Annotated in this window: 11 protein-coding genes; 8 read left to right on the top strand and 3 right to left on the bottom strand. The window is 69.1% G+C overall.

The genetic code is table 11. The features are described 5' to 3' along the window. Positions 1 to 78: 78 nt before the first annotated feature. Complete coding sequence (locus tag E3T19_RS13990) at positions 79 to 951, bottom strand: PhzF family phenazine biosynthesis protein (protein ID WP_134409119.1); 873 nt, start codon at positions 949 to 951, stop codon at positions 79 to 81. Between the two features lie 56 nt (positions 952 to 1007). Between E3T19_RS13990 and E3T19_RS13985 the strand changes: the two genes are divergently transcribed. The 8 genes from E3T19_RS13985 to E3T19_RS13950 all read left to right on the top strand — a co-directional run bounded on the left by E3T19_RS13985 (position 1008) and on the right by E3T19_RS13950 (position 9191). Beyond that, positions 1008 to 2087 carry an iron ABC transporter permease gene (locus tag E3T19_RS13985; protein ID WP_088456979.1) on the top strand — a complete coding sequence of 360 codons (1080 nt, stop codon included), beginning with the start codon at positions 1008 to 1010 and terminating at the stop codon, positions 2085 to 2087. Further along, positions 2084 to 3151, top strand: a complete 1068-nt coding sequence (locus E3T19_RS13980; RefSeq protein WP_240632250.1) for an iron chelate uptake ABC transporter family permease subunit — start codon at positions 2084 to 2086, stop codon at positions 3149 to 3151. The genes E3T19_RS13985 and E3T19_RS13980 overlap by 4 nt, the downstream gene beginning before the upstream one ends. Further along, positions 3151 to 4017 (top strand): ABC transporter ATP-binding protein, encoded by an 867-nt coding sequence (locus tag E3T19_RS13975; RefSeq protein WP_088456978.1) that lies wholly within the window; start codon positions 3151 to 3153, stop codon positions 4015 to 4017. The genes E3T19_RS13980 and E3T19_RS13975 overlap by 1 nt, the downstream gene beginning before the upstream one ends. 69 nt (positions 4018 to 4086) lie before the next feature. Further along, positions 4087 to 5115, top strand: coding sequence for an iron-siderophore ABC transporter substrate-binding protein (locus E3T19_RS13970; RefSeq protein WP_088456977.1), 1029 nt, complete (start codon positions 4087 to 4089; stop codon positions 5113 to 5115). Between the two features lie 226 nt (positions 5116 to 5341). Then, complete coding sequence (locus E3T19_RS13965) at positions 5342 to 6238, top strand: ABC transporter substrate-binding protein (protein ID WP_088456976.1); 897 nt, start codon at positions 5342 to 5344, stop codon at positions 6236 to 6238. Between the two features lie 218 nt (positions 6239 to 6456). Further along, complete coding sequence (locus E3T19_RS13960) at positions 6457 to 7353, top strand: ABC transporter substrate-binding protein (protein ID WP_088456975.1); 897 nt, start codon at positions 6457 to 6459, stop codon at positions 7351 to 7353. Positions 7354 to 7356: 3 nt separating this feature from the next. After that, positions 7357 to 8397 carry an amino acid ABC transporter permease gene (locus E3T19_RS13955; protein WP_134409118.1) on the top strand — a complete coding sequence of 347 codons (1041 nt, stop codon included), beginning with the start codon at positions 7357 to 7359 and terminating at the stop codon, positions 8395 to 8397. Between the two features lie 41 nt (positions 8398 to 8438). Further along, complete coding sequence (locus E3T19_RS13950) at positions 8439 to 9191, top strand: amino acid ABC transporter ATP-binding protein (RefSeq protein WP_133159708.1); 753 nt, start codon at positions 8439 to 8441, stop codon at positions 9189 to 9191. A 67-nt stretch (positions 9192 to 9258) separates the two neighbouring features. On the opposite strand, the gene E3T19_RS13945 is transcribed toward E3T19_RS13950, so the two are convergent. Together E3T19_RS13945 and hrpA are read right to left on the bottom strand one after the other, a co-directional pair. Then, on the bottom strand, positions 9259 to 9636 hold the full coding sequence (locus tag E3T19_RS13945; protein ID WP_134409117.1) for a DoxX family protein: 378 nt from the start codon (positions 9634 to 9636) through the stop codon (positions 9259 to 9261). A gap of 344 nt (positions 9637 to 9980) precedes the next feature. Beyond that, positions 9981 to 13970 (bottom strand): ATP-dependent RNA helicase HrpA, encoded by a 3990-nt coding sequence (gene hrpA, locus E3T19_RS13940; RefSeq protein WP_134409116.1) that lies wholly within the window; start codon positions 13968 to 13970, stop codon positions 9981 to 9983. Between the last annotated feature and the right edge of the window lie 53 nt (positions 13971 to 14023).

The raw sequence follows: 14023 nt of genomic DNA, 5'->3' as shown, positions 1-14023 counted from the left end.
CGCGAGGGCTGGCGCGTGCCGCGAGGGCTGGCGCGTGCTGCGAGGGCTGGCGCGTGCCGGGGCTGTCCCGCCGCGCGGCTAGGCGATCCGGGTCGCGGTACCGCTCACCACGATGCCGCCGGCGACGGGCACGTCCACGAGCAGCAGGCTCGGCCGGTTCACGTGCCGGCCCTGGTGGATGACCACCCGCGCCGGCGGCATCACCAGCCCGAGCTCGCGCAGGTAGCCGCCCACCGCGGCGGCGGCCGAGCCGGTGGCCGGGTCTTCGCTGAGAGTGCCGACCGGGAACAGGTTGCGTGCCTCGAACTCGCCGACGCCCAGAACCGACAGGGTGGTGACGGTGCCCGCCCAGCCCTGGGCATCCATCAGACGGCGCATGGCCGCCGGGTCGAAGGTGAAGGCGTCGAACCCGGCCTGATCGGCGAAGACCAGCACCGGATGCCAGTTGCCCGCGAAGGCCTGCAACGGCGGGTACTCCGGATGCAGCGCCGCAACCGAGACGCCGAGTAGCCCGAGCAGTTCGGTCAGCACCTCGGGCGCGATGGCCCGCACCTCGGGCTCAACGCTGGTGAAGGATGCGGCCAGGCCGGCATCCGTGGTGCGGGTCTCGATGATGATGGTGCCGACGCTGGTGTCGAACGTGAACGGGCCGACACCGTCCCGGCCGACCAGCGCCACGGCCGTGGCGATGGTCGCGTGCCCGCAGAACGGCACCTCGGCGACGGGGGAGAAGTAGCGCAGCCGGCTTCTGCGCGGATCGCCGTCCACCCCCGGCACCGTGATGAACGCGGTTTCGGCGTAGCCGACCTCGGCGGCGGCGGCGGCGGCCTGCATCGCCGCGTCGTCGAGGCCGCTCGCGTCGAGCACGATGCCGGCCGGATTTCCCCCGCCCGCCGCATGGGTGAGGGTCGGATCGGTGAAGGCGGCGAAACGCAGCACGGGCACGGTCATGGGTTCATACTGCCAGCGTCGGTGACTGCTCAGGTCGAGGCTGTCATACTTAGGTAATGCTTACCTCAGCGGCTCCGGGGGCGGGTGCGCCTGCCCGCGGCTCTGTCGTGCCCGCGGCCGGGAACGAGCTGCGGGTACCGCGCCGCCGTCAGCTCGTCGGACTGGGCATTGCCGTGCTCCTGTTGGCACTCGCCGTGGCCGCCTCCCTCGTGGTGGGCAGCCGGTCGATCCCGCTGGGCACCGTGCTCGAGGCGCTGCTGCGCCCCGACCTCGGCATCACCGACCACACCGTGGTGCTCGACCTGCGGGTGCCACGCACCGCCATCGGCCTACTCGCCGGCCTCGCACTGGGCCTGGCCGGCGCCCTCATGCAGGGCATCACCCGCAACCCGCTCGCCGACCCCGGCCTTCTCGGCGTCAACGCCGGCGCCTCGCTCTTCGTCGTCGCCGGAATCGCCTGGTTCGGCGTCACCTCGGCGCTCGGCTACGTCTGGTTCGCCTTCGCCGGCGCGTTCGTGGCTGCCGTGATCGTCTACGTGGTCGGCTCGCTCGGCCGCGAGGGCGCCACCCCGGTCAAACTGGCGCTGGCCGGCACCGCGCTCACAGCCTCACTCACCTCGCTGATCACCATCGTGCTGCTCAGCGACCCGGCCGCCTTCGACAAGTACCGGTTCTGGTCGGCCGGCTCCCTCGTGGCCCGCGACCTCGGCTCCACCCTGCAGCTGGCCCCGTTCATCGGCCTCGGGGTGCTGCTCTGCCTGCTGGCCGGGCGGATGCTCAACGCGCTCGCCCTGGGCGACGACCTGGCCCGCGGGCTCGGCCAGAACCTCGTAGCGGCCCGCATCGTCTGCGCCGTCGCCGTGGTGCTGCTTTGCGGCTCCGCCACCGCCATGGCCGGACCGATCGTGTTCGTGGGCCTGGCCGTGCCGCACATCGCCCGCCGTTTCACCGGCCCGGACTACCGCTGGATCCTGCTCTACTCCGCGGTGCTCGGCCCGGTGCTGTTGCTGGCCGCCGATGTGCTCGGCCGGGTCATCGCCCGGCCCGGCGAGATCGAGGCCGGCCTGGTCGTCGCGTTCCTCGGCGCCCCGATGCTCATCGCCCTGGTGCGCCGCGTGAAGCTGGCCGGTCTGTGAGCGCCACCGTGACGACATCCACCCGGGCCGTAGCGGATGCCGCCCCGCTCGCGCTGGCCCGCACCCTGCGGCACCGCCGGGAACGCCGCATCGTGCTGGTCCTGGCCGTGCTGGTACTGCTGGTCGCCGCGATGAGCCTGATGGTGGGCGCATACAACCTCAGCGTGCCCGACCTGCTGCGCACCCTGGTGGGCCAGGGGTCCAGCAGCGAGAACTTCATAGTGTTCAAGCTGCGGCTGCCTCGGCTGACCCTGGCGGTCCTCGTCGGCGTGGCCTTCGCGATCTCCGGCGGGCTGTTCCAGACGGTGCTACGCAACCCCCTGGCCAGCCCCGACATCATCGGCGTCACCGGTGGTGCCAGCGCCGCGGCCGTGTTCGGCATGCTCGTGCTGGGCCTGGGCAGTGTCGCCACCTCGTTCATGGCGTTCGCCGGCGCCATGGTCGTGGCCGCCGCCATCTACCTGCTCGCCTGGCGCGGCGGCGTCGTCGGCTACAGGTTCGTGCTCATCGGTGTGGGCGTCGCGTTCATGGTGCAGGGCCTGCTCGGCTACCTGCTCTCCCGAGCCGACCTCCGCAACGCGCAGGACGCCCTCACCTGGCTGGTCGGCAGCGTCAGCGGCGCCCGCTGGTCCGAGATCGCGGTCCTCGCCGGGTTCCTGGCGGTGCTGCTGCCGGCCATCGGGCTGCTCGCCGGGCGGATGCGGATGCTGCAGCTGGGCGACGACACCGCCAGCAGCCTCGGCGTGCGCGCCGAACGCTCCCGGCTGGCCCTGCTCGTAACGGCCGTGGCCCTCGCGGCCCTCGCCACCGCGTTCGTGGGTCCGCTCGCGTTCATCGCCTTCGTCTCGGCACCCATCGCCCGACGCCTCGTCGGCACCGGCAGTCTGGCCCTGCTACCGGCGGCCCTGATCGGCGTGCTGATCACCACCGTCGCGGACTTCACCGCCCAGCACCTGCTGCCGGGCTCACTCGAACTGCCGGCCGGCATCATCACCGGCGCGATCGGCGCCCCCTACCTGCTCTGGCTGCTCGCCACCCAGAACCGAATCGGAAAGGGCGCCTGATGCCCCAGCCCACCGGCCAGCCCATCGCTCAGCCCGCCGCCCCGCACGCCGCCGAGTCGGCCGCATCCGCTCGCCACGCCCTCACCGCCACCGGCCTCAGCCTCGGCTACGACGGCACCCGCATCGTCGACAACCTCGACCTCGCCATCGAACCCGGCGCGATCACCGTGATCGTCGGCGCCAACGCGTCCGGCAAGTCCACGCTGCTGCGCGGCCTCGCCCGGCTGCTGCCGCCGCAGGCCGGCACCGTCACCCTCGACGGTCGGAACATCGCCGGCCTGCCCAGCCGTCAGGTCGCCACCGTCGTGGGCCTGCTGCCCCAGCAGCCCATCGCCCCGGAGGGCATCGGCGTGGCCGACCTCGTCGGCCGCGGCCGGTACCCGCACCAGGGCTGGTTCCGGCACTGGTCGAGCACCGACGACGCCATCGTCGCCCAGGCCATGGCCGCCACCCAGACCCTCGAGCTGGCCTCCCGGCGCATGGAGGAACTCTCCGGCGGGCAGCGTCAACGCGTCTGGATCGCCATGGCGCTCGCGCAGAAACCCGACATCCTGCTGCTGGACGAACCCACCACCTTCCTCGACGTCACCCACCAGGTGGAGGTGCTCGACCTGCTGCACGAGCTCAACCACGAGCAGGGCACCACGGTGGTGATGGTGCTGCACGATCTGAACCTGGCCGCCCGATACGCCGACAGGCTTGTCGTCATGCGGCACGGGCGCATCATCGCCGAGGGCCCCCCGGCCGAAGTGCTCACCGAGGCGGTCGTGCTCGAGGCCTTCGGGCTCACCGCCCACGTCATCGCCGACCCGGTCTGCGGCTCACCCCTGGTTGTGCCCATCGGACGGTTCCACGGAAGCGTCTGACCCGCTATATTAGGTGAGGCTACCCTAAACATCGGCGGTCATTTCCGCCCCTCAGAACCGGAGTTACCTGTGCCCAGACGTCTGACCACCGTGCTCGCCGCCACCGCGGCCATCGCCGCCCTCACGCTCAGCGGATGCTCCGCCTCCGACTCCGACGGCGACGCCGGTTCGGATGCCGCGGCCGGCGGCGCGTTCCCCGTCACCATCGAGCACGCCTTCGGTGAGACCACCATCGACGCCGAGCCCACCCGCGTGGTCACCTGGGGCTGGGGTAGCGCCGACGACGCCATCGCCCTGGGCGTCGTGCCCGTCGCCATCCCCTTCCAGGCCTACGGCGGCGACGAGAACGGTGTGCTGCCGTGGATCGCCGACGCCCTGGACGAGCAGGACGCAGACGTTCCCACCGTGCTCTCCGACTCCACCGAACCCCCCTACGAGGAGATCGCGGCCGCCGCGCCCGACGTGATCCTCGCCGCGTACTCCGGCATCACCGAGGAACAGTACGAACTGCTCAGCGACATCGCCCCGGTCGTGGCCTACCCCGACGAGCCCTGGTCCACCGACTGGCGCGAGCTGATCGAGATCACCGGCACGGCCCTGGGCAAGTCCGACGAGGCCACCACCCTGCTCGCCGACATCGACGACACGATCGCCGAGAAGGCCGCGGCGCATCCGGAGTTCGACGGCAAGACCGTCGCCCTGACCTCCGACACCGCCGGCGTGTTCTACGTCTACACGGATGCTGACCCGCGCGTGACCTTCGCCACCGAGCTCGGCTTTGAGAGCGCCCCCAGCGTCGCCGAACTCGCCAACGGCGAGTCCGACTTCTTCTACACGATCAGCTACGAGCAGCTCGACAAGCTCACCAGCGACGTGATCGTCAACTTCGCCGCCACCCAGGAGGAATCCGACGCGTTCCTGAACGCCGGCTACGCGCAGGTCATGCCGCAGGTGCAGAACAAGGCAGTGGCGTCGCCGGTCGGCGCGGCCTTCGTCGCCTCGGTCTCCCCGCCCACCGGTCTCTCGCTCACCTGGGGCATCGACGACTACGTCGCCCAGCTCTCGGTGGCCGCGTTGGCCGCCGACGCCGCGAAGTAATCGCGGACGGTAGCGAGGGCGACTGGGAGCGAGGGCAGCCTGGAGCACGGGCTGTCCGGAGCACGGTAACCTTGACCTGCCTCCGTTTCGACTGATTTCGAAGCCGAGATCGTACGAGCCGTACCCCAGCGCAGGGGTGTTTCAGGTTCACCCCAGTCGTACAATCCACGGAGCGCTCAGTCGACTCGATCCTGTGAAGCGTCGAGACCCAGGAAAAGGTTGTGCCATGCGCGCTAGATACGTATTCCCCGCCCTCGCTGCCGTGGCGGCACTGATGCTCACCGGATGCGTCGACAATTCGACTCCGGCGGAGTCCGGGTCACCCGAGGGCAATGCCGCTGCGATCACGAAAGACGACGCGGCAGCGGCACTGGTCCCGGCCGCGGTGGCTGATCGTGGCACCCTGCTCATCGGAACCGAACCGACCTACGCGCCGAACGAGTTCAAGAACGAGGCCGGCGACCCGATCGGCTGGGACATCGAGCTCGCCGCCGGTATCGCCGCCAAGCTCGGCCTGACGCCGACGTTCCAGGTCGCGAAGTTCGACAACATCATCCCGAGCGTGGCCGGCGGCAAGGCCGACATCGGAGCATCCTCGTTCACCTACACCCCGGAGCGCGCGGAGCAGGTCGACTTCGTCAACTACTACAACGCCGGCATCCAGTGGGCGTCGGTGACGGGCACTGACGTCGACCCTGACAACGCCTGCGGCCTGAAGGTGGCCGTGCAGACCGCCACCTTCGAGGACACCGATGAGGTGCCCGCCAAGAGCGAGGCCTGCGTTGCCGCCGGCAAGCCGCCGATCGACAAGCTGAAGTTCGACACCCAGGCCGACGTCGCCAACGCTGTCGTGCTCGGCCAGGCCGACGCACTCAGCGCCGACTCCCCGGTCTCGCTGTACGCGATCGCCCAGACCGGCGACAAGTTGCAGCCGGCCGGCGACACCTTCGATGAGGCCCCGTACGGCATGGTCGTCGCCAAGGGTTCCGAACTCACCGCCGCCGTGCAGTCCGCCCTGCAGTCGATGGTGGATGACGGCAGCTACACGGCCATCCTCGATGCCTGGGGTGTCACGGACGGTGGCGTGGACGAGATCACGATCAACGCAGCCGCGAACGGCTGATCCCCTAAGTTTTCGCTGACCTGGGGCATCGACGACTCCGCCGGAGTGCCACTGCGCAGGACCCACTAGCCTTGACAGGCGTCGTTTGGGCTGTTCCCGAACCGATATCGCCAGGCCGTTCCCCCAGCGCAGGGGTGTATTAGGCTCACAGCAGTCGTACCGTCCACTGCCATTCAGTCGATCCGACACCTCGACGCCCCAATGAAGAAGGTCGTGCCATGCGCGCTAGATACGTACTTCCCGCCCTCGCCGCCGCCGCCGCGCTGATGCTGACCGGCTGCGTTGACAACTCGACGCCCGCGACCAGCGGCTCCGACGCCAGCAGCGCTCCCACGCTCGAGGTCGACGACGCGGCCGCAGCCCTGGTGCCCGCCGAGGTCGCCGACACCGGCACCCTCGTCATCGGCACCGACCCGACCTACGCGCCGAACGAGTTCAAGAACGAGGCCGGCGAGCCGATCGGCTGGGGTGTGGAAATCGCCAGTGGCATCGCCGCCAAGCTCGGCCTCGAGCCGGAGTTCCAGGTCGCCAAGTTCGACAACATCATCCCGAGCGTCACCGGCGGCAAGGCCGACATCGGTTCGTCCTCGTTCACCGACACCGTCGAGCGGCAGCAGCAGGTCGACTTCGTCAACTACTACACCGCGGGCATCCAGTGGGCCTCTGCGGCGGGTAAGGATGTCGACCCCAACAACGCCTGCGGCCTGAAGGTCGCCGTGCAGGCCACCACCTTCGAGGACACCGACGAGGTGCCCGCCAAGAGCGACGCCTGCGTGGCCGCCGGCAAGCCCCCGATCGACAAGCTCAAGTTCGACACCCAGGATGCCGCGACCAACGCGGTCGTGCTCGGCCAGGCCGACGCGCTCAGTGCCGACTCCCCGGTCACCCTGTACGCGATCTCCCAGACCGACGGCAAGCTGCAGCTGGCCGGCGAGACCTTCGATGTGGCCCCGTACGGCATGGTCGTGGCCAAGGGCTCCGAGCTCACCGTGGCCGTGCAGGCCGCGCTGCAGTCCATGGTCGACGACGGCAGCTATCAGGCGATCCTCGACGAGTGGGGCGTTGCCGACGGCGGCATCGATGAAATCACAATCAACGCAGGCGCGAACGGATAACCCATGAGTACCACGCACCCGTCCGGCCCGGCGGCGGGCTCGAGCCCGCCGCCGCGAGACGCCGTATCCACCTCGGAGCCGATCAAGGCCATCCGGCTGCGACACCCGTGGCGTGTGGTGTTCGCCGTGTTGCTTATGGCGATCTTCGCTCTTTTCGTCATCGACGCGGCGTTCCGCCCGGCGTACGACTGGCCGGCGGTGGGCAAGTACCTCTTCGACCGGCGCATCTCGATGGCCGCCCTGGTGACGATCCAGCTGACGGTGTTCTCGATGGTGATCGCGATCATCCTCGGCGTGATCCTGGCCGTGATGCGGCTCTCACCCAACCCGGTGGTCAAGAGCGTGGCCTGGTTCTACCTGTGGATCTTCCGCGGCACCCCGGTTTACGTGCAGTTGACCATCTGGGGCCTGATCTCGCTGATCTACACGAGCATCGATATCGGTATTCCCTTCATGGACCCCTGGGTCTCGTTCAGCACCAACGCAGCACTGAACACCTTCACCCTGGCCATCATCGGGCTGGCGTTGAACGAAGCCGCGTACATGGCCGAGATCGTGCGCGCCGGCCTGCTCTCGGTCGACAAGGGCCAGGAAGAGGCCTCGATCGCTCTCGGTATGAGCTGGTCGCAGACGATGACCAGGGTCATCCTGCCGCAGTCGATGCGGGTGATCATCCCGCCGACCGGCAATGAGGTCATCTCGATGCTGAAGACCACCTCCCTGGTCACGGCGGTGCCGTTCAGCCTGGAACTGTTCACGAGGTCGCGAGACATCTCGGCGGAGACCTTCAACCCGATCCCACTGCTGATCGTCGCGTCGATCTGGTATCTGTTCTTCACCTCGATCCTGATGGTCGGCCAGTACTTCCTCGAGAAGCGCTTCTCCCGCGGAGTGGGCGACCGGCAGACCGACAAGAGCGACCCGGCGCCCAGCACGGGCGCGATCACCGGTGTGGTACCCGTGATCGGGTCGGGCCAGCCCACCGTGGTGCTGCCGCCGAAGACGGATGCGTCGGGCACGACCGGCGACGGAGGAGCACGATGAGCGCGACGACAGTGGGGCCCGCGACAACCGTTGACGTGCCGATGGTGCTGGCCGAGCAGGTCACCAAGAGCTTCGGCTCGAATGAGGTGCTCAAGGGCATCACCCTCGAGGTCAAGCGCGGCGAGGTGATGTGCCTGGTCGGGCCGAGTGGTTCGGGCAAGTCCACGTTCCTGCGCTGCATCAACCACCTCGAGGTGCTTTCGGCCGGTCGGCTGAGCGTGGACGGTGAGCTGATCGGCTACCGCGAGTCCAACGGCAAGCTTTACGAGATGGCGCCCAAGGAAGCATCGAAGCAGCGCCGGGACATCGGCATGGTGTTCCAGCGGTTCAACCTGTTCCCGCACATGACTGCGCTGCAGAACGTGATGGAAGCGCCGCTGCGGGTCAAGGGACTGCCCAAGGCGAAGGTGGAGTCGACCGCGCGCGACCTGCTGGCCCGGGTGGGCCTGGCCGACCGCGCCGACTACTACCCCGCGCACCTCTCCGGTGGCCAGCAGCAGCGGGTGGCGATCGCCAGGGCGCTGGCGATGGAGCCCAAGCTGATGCTCTTCGACGAGCCCACCAGCGCGCTGGACCCGGAGCTCGTCGGCGAGGTGCTCGACGTGATGAAGGGCCTGGCCAAGGAAGGCATGACCATGATCGTGGTGACCCACGAGATGGGCTTTGCCCGCGAGGTCGCCGACTCCCTGGTCTTCATGGACGCCGGTGTCGTGGTCGAGTCCGGTCTCCCGTCGGAGGTCCTGGCCAACCCGCGGCACGCCCGCACCCAGGCGTTCCTCTCCAAGGTGCTCTAGCCTCCCCGAACCGTGAGAAAGGCCCCAGAATCTCGACGATTCTGGGGCCTTTCTCACAGGTCGCGGGCTAAAAAGCGTAGGGGCCGAAGCGGATGATGGCCACGACGAGAGCGAGGATACCGAGGATCACGCTGGGCATGGTCTCCTTGGCGCCGTCGCCGGCACGCACATGCCAAACCACGGCACCGATCATGATCACGGTCAGGCCGGCCGCGGCGATCGGCACCAGGATCGGGGCGATGCCGGTGACCGCGGGCAGGATCAGGCCGAGGCCGCCGAGCAGCTCGGCGAGACCGACGAGCTTGACGCCGGCATCCGAGTAGTCGTTGGTCCACGCCATGCCGTTGGCGGCCAGCTTGGCGCGCGGTTGTGCGACCTTCATGAGGCCGGCACCGATGAAGGCGACGGCGATGAGGACGGTGATGATCCAGATGGCGATATTCATGGGAACTCCGGGGTTGGCGTCGGGCCGGAAGCGCCGAACGACGGTTGTTGCGGGGGAATTAGTTGCTGTGTCAAATAAACTAGCCTTTCGCTCACCGACATCGCCCGGGCCCTCGCCCACCCCGACGACCACGCGGCTTGCGACGGCCCGCCTCGGTGAACGAGCTTGTCTGTGGAACGCCCCGCCTCGCTGATCGAGCTTGTCGAGATCCCGTGAGCTGGAGTCTGAACGCAGGTATTGTCACCAGGTCTCGACAAGCTCGACCGGCGGATGGCGCGGGACGCGTGGGCGTCGCGGGGTCTCGACAAGCTCGACCGACGGTGGGGTGCGACTGCGAGACGGCGTTAGGAGGCGAGGACCTTCTGGATGCGCTGGAGGGAGACCGACTCCGCCGCGCGCAGCTCCTGGGCGAAGAGACTGATGCGCAACTCCTCGATCATCCATCTCGCCCGAACCAGGTTGGCTGCTGAGTCGGCGGGCAACGGGATGCGTCCGCCTGCGTCCGCGAAGCGGGCCGTGGCGGACTGCACCTCGTTCATCCAGACCCTGTCGCGGTTGGGGTTGTCCAGCAGCTTGTCGATGCGCGCGCTGATGCCGCCGAGGTAGCGCGGCAGATGCCGCAGCTGGGCCAGGCCGGTTGCGCTGACAAAACCGGGGTAGACCAGCCCGTTCAGCTGCTCGCGGGCATCCGTGAGCGCGGCAAGCAGGGCCATGCTGGTGGAGGCCTTGAGCGCTTTGTCCGCGGCGCGGGACGCCGTGAGGATGCGGGCGACGAGCCCGACGGTCTCGAACATCGAGTCCATCACCACGCCGGAGACCCTGTCGCGGATGGTGTCGAACTCGGCCTTCATGAAGACCTGGCCGTCGGGCCGCACCCTGTAGAGCACGTCGTCGACGGCGGCCGCGAGGCAGTCGTCGAACAGGGCCTGGGTGGAGCGGTAGGGGCTGGTGGCCAGCGAGAGCTTCTCGCCGCCCTTGAGGTGCTGCTGCACGTACGCCACCGGCGACGCGGTCGCCAACAGCAGCAGCCGGCGCACCCCGCCGGGCAGGGTGCGGGCCTGCTCCTCGGCGGTGCTCATCATGCGGATGCTCACTGACGTGCCGTCGTCGATCAGGGTGGGGTAGCCGCGAATGGTGTTGTCACCCTGCTTGGTGTCGATGAACCGGGGCAGTTCGATGAAGTCCCAGGTGGTGAGGCCGCTGCGTTCGATGGCGTTCTTGGGTGTGGCGGCCGAGGCCTTGGCCACGGACTCGCGCACCTTGTTGCCCAGGCGCCGCTGGAGCTCGGTGAGGTCCTTGCCGGAGGCGACGGAGCGGCCGCGCTCGTCGACGACCCTGAAGGTCATCCGCAGGTGCGCGGGCACCCTGGAGAGGTCGAAGTCGCGCACGGTGACGGGCACGTAGGTGAGGCGCTGGATGAGGGCGGCGAGGGTTTCGGCGAAGGAGGGGTCGGCGTCCTGGTCGCGATTCGAGGCATGTCCCGGGGTCTCGACAAGCTCGACCGAGGATCGAACCACGCCGGGGGCGGGGGGCAGCTCGGCGAGGAGGCGCACGGCCCAGTCGGCGGCGGGCACCACATTGCGGCGGATGGCCTTGGGCAGCGACTTGATCAGCGAGGTGACCAGGTCGGCGCGGAGGCCCGGCACCTGCCAGTCGAAGCCGGTGGGGGAGACCCGGGCGAGGAGCGCGAGGGGTACCTGCACGGTCACGCCGTCGTCCTCCTCGCCGGGCTCGAACCGGTAACTCAGTGCAAAACGCTGGTCCCGCTGCTGCCAGGCCGGCGGGAAGAGCGATTCGTCGATCTCCGGCGCATCCTCGGGTACGAGCGCCTCGGCGGTCATGGTGAGCAGGTCCGGCGTCTCGGCGCGGGCGACGCGCCACCAGGTTTCGAAGGTGCGGGTGCTGTGCACGTCGGCGGGGATGCGGCGGTGGTAGAACTCGAAGACGGCCTCGTCGTCGAAGAGGATGTCGCGGCGCCGGGTGCGCTCCTCGAGCTCGGCGAGCTCCTTGCGGAGCGCGGTGTTGGCGCGGTCGAACGCGGTGACCCGCTGGTCGACCCGGTCCAGGTCCCACTCGCCGTCGACGAGGGCGTGCCGGATGAACAGCTCGCGGGCGTAGGCCGGGTCCACGCGGGAGAACTGCACGCGGCGGCGCGGCACAATCGGCACCCCGTACAGGGTGACCCGCTCGTAGGCGACCACGGCGCCCTGCTTCTTCTCCCAGTGCGGCTCGGAGTAGCTGCGCTTGCAGAGGTCGCCGGCGAGCTGTTCCGCCCAGGCCGGGTCGACGACGGCGTTCATCCGGGCGAACAGCCGGCTGGTCTCCACCAGCTCGGCGCTCATCACGGCGTTGGGCTGCTTCTTGGCCAGCGCAGAGCCGGGGAACAGCACGAAGCGCTGCTGCCGGGCGCCGATGTAGTCCTTCTTCGCCACGTCCTTCAGGCCGATGTGCGAGAGCAGGCCGGAGAGCATCGACCGGTGGATACCGTCGGGGTTCACACTGGGGTCGCCGATGTGCAGGCCGAGCGGCTTGGCCAGCTGGCGGAGCTGCTTGTAGACGTCCTGCCACTCGCGCACCCGCAGGTAGTTGAGGTACTCGTTCTTGCACAAACGCCGAAAAGCGCTCGAGCCGAGCTCCTTCTGCTGGTTCTCCAGGTAGTTCCAGAGGTTCAGCAGCGACAGGAAATCGCTGGTGGGGTCCGCGAACCGGGCGTGCTTCTCGTCGGCGGACCCGCGGCGCTCCAGCGGTCGCTCGCGCACGTCCTGGATGGTGAGGCCGGCGACGATGGCCATCACCTCGCGGCTGGTGCCCTGCACCTTGGACTCGATCACCATGCGGCCGAACCGGGGATCGATGGGCAACTGGGCGAGCTGCTGGCCCACCCTGGTGAGGGTGTGCGTTCCGGCCGTGACGGCCATCCGCCCGCCCTGCGGCCCACTACCGCCGCGCCCGCGGCCACCATCGCGGCCACTGGAGCGGCCGCCGGCCTGGCTCGGGTCTTCGGTGGGGGTGCCCGTGGGCGCCACGGTGGCCTTGACCGCGCCGAGCTCGGTGAGCAGGTCGAGGCCGTCCTTGATGTTGCGGGAGTCCGGCGGGGTGAGGAACGGGAACTGCGCGATGTCGCCCAGGCCCAGCGAGATCATCTGCAGGATCACCGCGGCGAGGTTGGTGCGCAGGATCTCCGGCTCGGTGTACTCCGGGCGCCGGGTGAAGTCCTCTTCGCTGTACAGCCGGATGGCGATGCCGTCGCTGGTGCGGCCGCTGCGGCCGGAGCGCTGGTTGGCGGAGGCCTGCGCGATGGCCTCGATCGGCAGCCGCTGCACCTTCGAGCGCACGCTGTACCGGCTGATCCGGGCGGTGCCGGCGTCGATGACGTAGCGAATGCCCGGCACGGTGAGGCTGGTCTCGGCCACGTTGGTGGCCAGCACGATGCGGCGCCGCACGCCGGCCACTGTGGAGGGCTGGAACACCCTGTGCTGGTCGGCGGAGGAGAGCCGGCCGTACAGCGGCAGCACCTCGGTGGGGCTGGTGCGGTCGCGGGAAGCGAACTTGCCCTGCAGGGCATCGGCCGCGTCGCGGATCTCGGTCTCGCCGGAGAGGAACACCAGCACGTCGCCGTTGGACTCCTGCTCGAGCTCGTCGAGCGCGGCGGAGATGCCCTCGATGTAGTCGCGGTCCACGCTGGGCGCGGCATCCGTGATCTCGTCGTCGTCGTCGATCGCGGCCTCGGCCACCAGCGGGCGATAGCGGATCTCGACAGGGTAGGTGCGGCCGGATACCTCGATGATGGGCGCCGGGGTGCCGTCGGCGGCCGCGAAATGCTTGGCGAAGCTGGCCGGGTCGATGGTGGCGCTGGTGATGATCAGCTTGAGCTCGGGGCGCTGGGGGAGCAGCTGCTGCAGATAGCCGAGCAGGAAGTCGATGTTGAGGCTGCGCTCGTGCGCCTCGTCGATGATGATGGTGTCGTACTTGCGCAGCATCCGGTCGCGGTGGATCTCGTTGAGCAGGATGCCGTCGGTCATCAGCTTGATGCGGGTGTCCGCGCCGACCCGGTCGGTGAACCGCACCTGGTAGCCGACGAGCTCGCCGACCTCCTGGCCGAGCTCCTCGGCGATGCGCTCGGCGATGGTGCGCGCGGCGAGCCGGCGCGGCTGGGTGTGGCCGATCGACTCCCGGCCCAGCTCCAGGCAGATCTTGGGCAGCTGGGTGGTCTTGCCCGATCCGGTCGACCCCGCCACGATCACGACCTGGTTGTCGCGGATGGCGCGCGCGATGTCGTCGCGGCGCTGGCTGATCGGCAACTCGGGCGGGAAGGTGATTTTCACGGGAATCATTAGCCCTCCATAGTATTGTGTCGCGGGGGTACCCCACTTCGGGTTGAACCGTT

This window comes from Cryobacterium sp. TMT4-31 (assembly GCF_004403385.1).
Lineage (GTDB): Bacteria > Actinomycetota > Actinomycetes > Actinomycetales > Microbacteriaceae > Cryobacterium > Cryobacterium zongtaii.
The sequence above is the reverse complement of the archived record's forward strand: the minus strand, read 5'-3'. Positions and strand labels throughout refer to the sequence as shown.

Excerpts from the sequence above, each read along its gene's own strand:
- E3T19_RS13990 (WP_134409119.1), bottom strand. The coding sequence starts at position 951 with ATGACCGTGCCCGTGCTGCGTTTCGCCGCCTTCACCGATCCGACCCTC.
- E3T19_RS13985 (WP_088456979.1), top strand. The coding sequence starts at position 1,008 with ATGCTTACCTCAGCGGCTCCGGGGGCGGGTGCGCCTGCCCGCGGCTCT.
- E3T19_RS13975 (WP_088456978.1), top strand. The coding sequence starts at position 3,151 with ATGCCCCAGCCCACCGGCCAGCCCATCGCTCAGCCCGCCGCCCCGCAC.
- E3T19_RS13965 (WP_088456976.1), top strand. The coding sequence starts at position 5,342 with ATGCGCGCTAGATACGTATTCCCCGCCCTCGCTGCCGTGGCGGCACTG.
- E3T19_RS13960 (WP_088456975.1), top strand. The coding sequence starts at position 6,457 with ATGCGCGCTAGATACGTACTTCCCGCCCTCGCCGCCGCCGCCGCGCTG.
- E3T19_RS13955 (WP_134409118.1), top strand. The coding sequence starts at position 7,357 with ATGAGTACCACGCACCCGTCCGGCCCGGCGGCGGGCTCGAGCCCGCCG.
- E3T19_RS13950 (WP_133159708.1), top strand. The coding sequence starts at position 8,439 with ATGGTGCTGGCCGAGCAGGTCACCAAGAGCTTCGGCTCGAATGAGGTG.
- E3T19_RS13945 (WP_134409117.1), bottom strand. The coding sequence starts at position 9,636 with ATGAATATCGCCATCTGGATCATCACCGTCCTCATCGCCGTCGCCTTC.
- hrpA (WP_134409116.1), bottom strand. The coding sequence starts at position 13,970 with ATGATTCCCGTGAAAATCACCTTCCCGCCCGAGTTGCCGATCAGCCAG.